Origin of the sequence: Aestuariivirga sp. (assembly GCF_020252405.1) — a bacterium.
Taxonomy (GTDB): Bacteria; Pseudomonadota; Alphaproteobacteria; order Rhizobiales; family Aestuariivirgaceae; genus Aestuariivirga.
The window spans coordinates 21,321-27,833 of sequence record NZ_JADCDA010000056.1 but is presented as its reverse complement, the minus strand read 5'-3'; the positions used below and the strand labels follow the sequence as shown (position 1 = coordinate 27,833).

General features: G+C 62.5%; 6 protein-coding genes. All 6 read left to right on the top strand.

Annotation, left to right across the window (positions count from 1 at the left end; genetic code table 11):
• Window positions 1-680, top strand: a 680-nt coding sequence (locus tag IOC69_RS09435) for a thiamine pyrophosphate-dependent dehydrogenase E1 component subunit alpha (RefSeq protein WP_290543295.1), incomplete at its 5' end; no start/stop codon positions are given.
• Window positions 681-700: 20 nt separating this feature from the next.
• The gene (locus IOC69_RS09430) at window positions 701-1,708 is read left to right on the top strand and encodes an alpha-ketoacid dehydrogenase subunit beta (protein ID WP_290543294.1); all 1,008 of its coding nucleotides are present in this window, start codon (window positions 701-703) and stop codon (window positions 1,706-1,708) included.
• Between the two features lie 28 nt (window positions 1,709-1,736).
• Window positions 1,737-2,852, top strand: coding sequence for an acetoin dehydrogenase dihydrolipoyllysine-residue acetyltransferase subunit (locus IOC69_RS09425; RefSeq protein ID WP_290543293.1), 1,116 nt, complete (start codon window positions 1,737-1,739; stop codon window positions 2,850-2,852).
• Between the two features lie 215 nt (window positions 2,853-3,067).
• Window positions 3,068-4,537 carry an extracellular solute-binding protein gene (locus tag IOC69_RS09420; protein WP_290543292.1) on the top strand — a complete coding sequence of 490 codons (1,470 nt, stop codon included), beginning with the start codon at window positions 3,068-3,070 and terminating at the stop codon, window positions 4,535-4,537.
• 79 nt (window positions 4,538-4,616) lie between these two features.
• On the top strand, window positions 4,617-5,621 hold the full coding sequence (locus IOC69_RS09415; RefSeq protein WP_290543291.1) for a carbohydrate ABC transporter permease: 1,005 nt from the start codon (window positions 4,617-4,619) through the stop codon (window positions 5,619-5,621).
• 3 nt (window positions 5,622-5,624) lie between these two features.
• Entirely contained in the window at window positions 5,625-6,503 is an 879-nt protein-coding gene (locus IOC69_RS09410; RefSeq protein ID WP_290543290.1) for a carbohydrate ABC transporter permease, read from the top strand.
• The last annotated feature ends 10 nt before the right edge of the window (window positions 6,504-6,513 follow it).

The window sequence follows — 6,513 nt, the reverse complement described above, 5'->3', positions numbered from 1 at the left end:
GCGGCTCCATGCACATTGCCGACCTTTCCAAGGGCATGATGGGCGCCAACGGCATCCTCGGTGCCGGCGCGCCGCTGGTTTGCGGCGCCGCACTGGCCGCCAAGTTCCGCGGCGACGGCGGTGTTGCCATCTCCTTCGTCGGTGATGGCGCCTCGAACCAGGGCACCTTTCTGGAAAGCCTCAACCTCGCGGCGGTGTGGAATCTTCCCGCCATCTTCGTGGTCGAGAACAACGGCTATGCGGAGTCCACCTCGCGCGATTATGCGGTTGCGGTGGACAGCTTCGTCGATCGCGCCGCGGGCTTCGGGCTTCCTGGCGTCACGGTTGACGGCCTCGACTTCTTCGCCGTTTACGAGGCGGCGGGCGAGATCATCAAGCGGGCGCGCGAGGGCGGCGGCCCGGCGCTGCTCGAGTGCAAGATGATCCGCATCTATGGCCACTTCGAGGGCGACCAGCAGACCTACCGCGCCAAGGGCGAGCTTGAGGACATCCGCGCCAACAAGGACTGCATCAAGCTGTTCGCCGAGCGTGTCGTCGAGGCGGGCGTTATCTCGCGCTCCGAGCTTGATGCCATCGACCGCGAGTCCGGCCGCGGGATTGATGAGGCCGTGGCCTTCGCCAAGGCTGCGCCGCTGCCCACGGCGGCGGATCTCACCACCGACGTCTATGTGAACTATTGAGCGCAAGGGAGAACAGGACAATGGCACGCAAGATCAGCATGCGCCAGGCGATCAACGAGGCGCTTGACCAGGAAATGGCCCGCGATCCGTCGGTGTTCGTGATGGGTGAAGACATCGTCGGCGGAGCCGGCGGCATGGGCGAAATCGATGCCTGGGGCGGCGTCCTCGGCGTCACCAAGGGGCTCAATGCCAAATATCCGGGACGGCTGCTCGACACGCCGCTCTCGGAGTCGGCCTATATCGGCGCTGCCGTGGGCGCCGCCGCCTGCGGCATGAGGCCGGTGGCGGAACTGATGTTCCTTGACTTCATGGGAGTCTGCTTCGACCAGATCTTCAACCAGGCCGCCAAGTTCCGCTACATGTTCGGCGGCAAGGCGGAAACCCCCGTCGTCATCCGCGCCATGGTGGGCGCCGGCTTCCGCGCCGCCGCCCAGCACAGCCAGATGCTCACCCCGCTGTTCGTGCACATTCCCGGCCTGAAGGTTGTGTGCCCGTCCAACGCCTATGATGCGAAGGGCCTGCTCATTCAGTCGATCCGCGACAATGATCCCGTGATCTTCTGCGAGCACAAGAGCCTCTATGGCGCGGAGACGGACGTTCCGGCCGAGTCCTATGCCATCCCCTTTGGCGAGGCGAATGTGGTGCGCGACGGCAAGCATGCCACCATCGTGACCTATGGCATGATGGTGCAGCGCGCCATGGATGCCGCGGCGGCGCTGGCCAAGCAGGGTGTGGAGTGCGAGGTGGTTGACCTGCGCACGCTCTCGCCCATCGACTGGGATACGGTGATCGACTCGGCCGAGCGCACCGGCCATGTGGTCTGCGTGGACGAGGCGCATCCGCGCTGCTCCATCGCGGCGGACGTGTCCGCCATGCTCACCCAGGAGTGCTTCAAGGCATTGAAGGGCCCGATCCAGATGGTCACCGCGCCGCACACGCCGGTGCCGTTCTCCCCGGTGCTGGAGGATCTCTACATCCCCTCGGCCGATGCCATCGCCAGCGCGGTGAAGAAGTCGATGGCGCATTGAACTTGATTGATTGAGTGAGGACACAGAGATGAGTGACCAGCGCATCGTGCCGATCGTCATGCCGAAGTGGGGCCTCTCCATGAAGGAGGGAAAAGTGACGGGCTGGCTGCTCGAGGACGGCTCCCGGATCAATCCGGGAGACGCCATCCTCGAGGTCGAGACCGACAAGATCGCGGGTGCGGTCGAGGCGCACGAGAGCGGCGTGTTGCGCCGCCGCGTCGGCGAGCCGGATACCATCTATCCGGTTAAGTCGCTCTTGGGCGTTATCGCCGACCCCTCCGTGCCCGAGGAGGAGATCGACCGGTTCGTCGCCTCCTATGTCACGCCATCAACGGACGATGACGAAGAAGAGCAAGGCCCGAAATACGAGTTCGCCGACACCTCGCTGGGCCAGATCCGCTACGCGAAGCGCGGCTCGGGCAACGATACCGTGGTGTTGATCCACGGCTTCGGCGGCGATCTCGATGGCTGGCTGTTCAACATCGATGCCCTCGCTGAGGCGGCCACCGTCTATGCCCTTGACCTTCCGGGTCATGGCAAGTCGGCGAAGTCGCTTGCCGATCCCTCGCTTGCCACCATGACCGCCGCACTCTCGGAGTTCATGGAGAAGCTGGGGATCGACAGCGCACATCTCGTCGGCCACTCCATGGGCGGCGCCATTGCCATGCATCTGGCCTCGGAAGATGCAGACAAGGTGGACTCGCTCACGCTCATCTGCCCGGCCGGCCTCGGCAAGGAGATCGGCGGCTATGTCGACGCCTTTGTGGCGGCCCAGGGCCGCAAGGACCTGAAGCCGGTGCTGGAGCAGCTCTTCGCCGACAAGAGCCTGGTCAGCCGCCAGCTCATCGACGACGTGCTGAAATACAAGCGCCTCGATGGTGTCGAGCCCCTGCTGAAGGACCTGGCCGCATCCCTCTTCGCCGGCCAGACCCAGCAGGACCAGCCGGGCGCCAAGCTGGCGGCGGGTGATGCGCCTCCGGCTCTGGTCATCTGGGGCAAGCAGGACGAGATCATCCCCGCCACCCACGCCGGGAATCTGCCGGGCGCCAAAGTCGTGATCTTCGATGACGCCGGCCACATGGTTTTCATGGAAAAGGCCAGCGATGTGAATGCGCTGATCAAGGCTCATGTCGCGGGTTCGTAGCCGACGCTTTCGCGAGCCGCTGAAACGGCCAGAGAAAGGAGGACCACAGATCACGGAAGTTTGAGACGTTCCGAGAGGCACCGTGGCGTTAGGACGCCACAGCGGCCCCTGTATCACAGACAGCAAAAACAAAATCCAAATGGGAGAAGACGCCTATGTTTTCGATACCGAAAAACGCCGCTTACCAGAGAATCAACCGCAGAAAGTTCCTTGAATTGGGCGGCGGCGCTGCCACTGCTCTCGGTGCTGGCGGCCTGACCCTTGGTCTCGGCTCAACCATCACCCGCTCCAGGGTTCAGGCCGCGTCGACCGACGATGCCAAGTGGAAACAATATGCCGGCTCGAAGCTTGTCTTCATGTCGGAGAACACCCCTCCGTCCTTCGCAATCCGCGATAACATCAAGGCCTTCACGGACAAGACCGGCATCGAAGTGACCATTCTGACGGACGACCTTCCGGTCGTGCAGCAGAAGGTCGGTATCGACCTCCGCGGCGGCAAGGCGGACTACGTCCTCAACTACGTGCAGGACAAGCCGATCGGCTCGCCCTTCGCCGACTTCTACGCCGACATGACGCCGATGTTCGGCGATGAGACCCTTCCGCAGGACCCTGAGGGCTATGGCGACGAAGCCTGGTTCCCCAACTTCCTCTCCGCCTGCGGGCGTTTCTACCAGAAGGGCAAAATCATCGCTCTTCCCTATGACGCGGCAATTGCCTGCACATTCTACCGGCAGGACCTGTTCGAGGCGAACTCCAAGGACTTTGAAGCAGAATACGGCTATCGCCTTGAGTTCAACAAGGACTCGACCTGGCAGAACGTCATCGACATGGCGGCCTTCTTCAAGAAGGCCAAGGAAGCTGGCAAGGACGTGCCCTATGGCTACGCCCAGCACCAGGGTTCCTTCGCCTGGACGACGCAGCTTGACATTCAGCGCTTCCTCTTTGCCAACGGCCGGTGGATGGACTGGAACATCGACGACGTCTATGGCTCGAAAGAGCCGGGCAAGACGAACTGGGGCGATGAGTCCTCGATCGCCATGCTGGGCAAGTTCAAGGAACTGGCGGACGTCTGCCACCCGGACAACCTGGCCAACGGCACGCTCGAGCTCAACACCGTCTATCAGTCCGGCAACATCGCGATGCAGACGCAGTATCACGAGTTCGCCGCGTCGATCGAAGACGAGAAGACCTCGCGCGCGGCTGGCGGCAAGACGGCCTACGCCCCCTGCCCGAAAGGCGATCCCAAGTGGATCAAGAATGGCGGCGAGGCGGTGAACGGCACGAACTGCGGCATCGGCGGCATTGGCATCAACGGCAATGCCTCCGACGACCTGAAGCGCGCGGCCTATATCTTCGCGATCTGGTCTGTGTCCCAGGAAAACCAGTACAACGTGCTCAAGGGCCTCGGCGGCACGCCGACCCGCAAGTCCGTGCTTGAACGCGAAGACGTCAAGAAGGCCCAGCAGCGTCCGACCCACATGCCGAACGCGCTGACCTTCGACCCCGTCTACAACTTTGGCATCAAGGACCCGAACTTCGTGCTCGGACCAAAGATCCCCAACGGCAACGAGTATCACTCGATCCTCGCCGCGGAAGTGCAGAAGTGCCTGTCGAACGAGCAGTCTCCGGAAGAGGCCGCGAAGTCGATCCAGACCCAGCTCGACGAGCTGAACGGGGCGGGCTGAGGCTCAACCGCAACTGCAAACGTACCGGCGGCCGAAGGGCCGCCGGTAAAAAAATGCGATGCTGCCCGCAGGGGGACCCATGTCCAATTCCAGCACTACGATCGACCGGCAGAAAGGCTTCGCAGGCGGAGCCGAACTGTTCCGCGTCCGGCAGATTCCCGACAGCGTCGAATCGAAGCCGGTTTCCCATGTCGCGGCCGATCCGCCGTCGGTCAACCCCGCGGCATCCAAGGCCTATTACTTCTGGCTGATGATGCCCGCCATCATCGTGCTGGCCTTCATCTCGATCTATCCGTTCTTCTGGATGATCTACATGAGCTTGCACGACGTTGACATCGGCAAGGTCGAGTGGAACAATTTCGAGAACTTCACCAAGCTCGCCAGCGACACGCGGTTCCTGATGGGCTGGTGGCTGCTCATTCAGTACAGCGTCATGTGCCTAACGCTGCAGCTCATCATCGGCGTGTTCCTTGCCGTGGCGCTCAATGGCTCGCGCTGGGAAAAGGTGCTTGTCACCACGCTGCTCATGCCCATGATGGTGGCCCCGCTGGTGGCCGGCATGGTCTGGTACTTCCTCTATAACGGCACCTTCGGCTGGTATCACTGGCTGTTCCAGAGCCTCGGCATCCTGGGGGCAAAATCGATCCTCGCCAGCGCCGACACGGCCATGCTCGGCCTCGTGCTGGTGGACGTCTGGCAGTGGACGCCGCTCATCACCCTGATCACGCTGGCCGGCCTCAAGCGCGTGCCGCAGGACCAGCTCGAAGCCAACATGGTGGACGGCGCCTCGCCCTTGCGCAACTTCGTGTCGGTGACGCTGCCCAACCTCTACCCCGTGCTGCTCATCGCCATCATGCTGCGCTTCATGGACAACTTCCGCTTTATCGACTCCATCCTGGTGCTCACCGGCGGCGGGCCCGGCAATGCGACGAAGATCCTGCCCGTCTACCTCTTCGAGGTGTCGTTCAAGTTTTTCAAGCTCGGGCGGGGTGCCGCGATTGCACTCATCCTGCTCATCGTCACCATCATCCTCGGCATGTTGCTGGTCCGCATCTTCGACCGCCAGCAGCCCAAGAAGGCTTAAGTCATGGCATCCCGCGAAGTCATCCAATACGAGGGCTGGCCCTCCAAGGTGTTCAAGTGGTTCTCGGTCGTGTTCATCGCCTTCTACATGGTGTGGACGGTGCTGCCGCTGTTTGTGATGTTCATGTCGTCCTTCAAGGATCTGCTGGAGGCCTTCCAGATTCCTCCCGTGGGCGACTGGGCCGGCGTGACGGTGTTCTTCAACTTCACGCCGACGACCAAGCACTACTATGAACTCTTCGCCAACCTGGGCTTTTCCACCTACCTGTTCAACTCGCTCGTTGCTGCGGGCGGGTCCGCCGTGGTGTCGGTGGTCCTCGGCTCGATGTGCGCCTATTCGCTCTCCCGCATCGAGTTCCGCGGCAAAAGCGACCTGTTTTTCTGGATCATCTCCACGCGGATGGCGCCGGTGGTGGCGGTGCTCGTGCCGCTCTACTGGATCTTCCGCGAGCTGAACCTGGTGGGCACGCTGCCGGGCCTCATCCTCGCCTACACCACCTTCAACCTTCCCTTCGCCATCTGGATCCTGAAGGGCTTCTTCGACAACGTGCCCTATGCCATCGAGGAGGCGCAGATGGTGGATGGCGCCACGCGCCTGCAGGCGCTGCGCGCCATCCTTCCGCTGGTCGCCCCCGGCATCGGCGCCTTCATCGTGCTGTGTATTCTCTTCGCCTGGAACGATTATCTGTTCGCAGCGATCATCGGTTCCGGCGGCGCCAAGACGCTGCCCGCCGCCACGCGCGAGCTGGTTCAGCCGCAGAACATCCAGTGGGGGCAGATCATGGCGGCCGGCGTCGTTACCGCACTTCCCATGATGTTCCTCGGCCTCATCATCAGAAAATACCTCGTCACCGGCCTCACCATGGGCGCGGTCAAGGAATAGCAGGAGCTCA

Coding starts and splice junctions, on each gene's coding strand:
- IOC69_RS09430 (WP_290543294.1), top strand. CDS start 701: ATGGCACGCAAGATCAGCATGCGCCAGGCGATCAACGAGGCGCTTGAC.
- IOC69_RS09425 (WP_290543293.1), top strand. CDS start 1,737: ATGAGTGACCAGCGCATCGTGCCGATCGTCATGCCGAAGTGGGGCCTC.
- IOC69_RS09415 (WP_290543291.1), top strand. CDS start 4,617: ATGTCCAATTCCAGCACTACGATCGACCGGCAGAAAGGCTTCGCAGGC.
- IOC69_RS09410 (WP_290543290.1), top strand. CDS start 5,625: ATGGCATCCCGCGAAGTCATCCAATACGAGGGCTGGCCCTCCAAGGTG.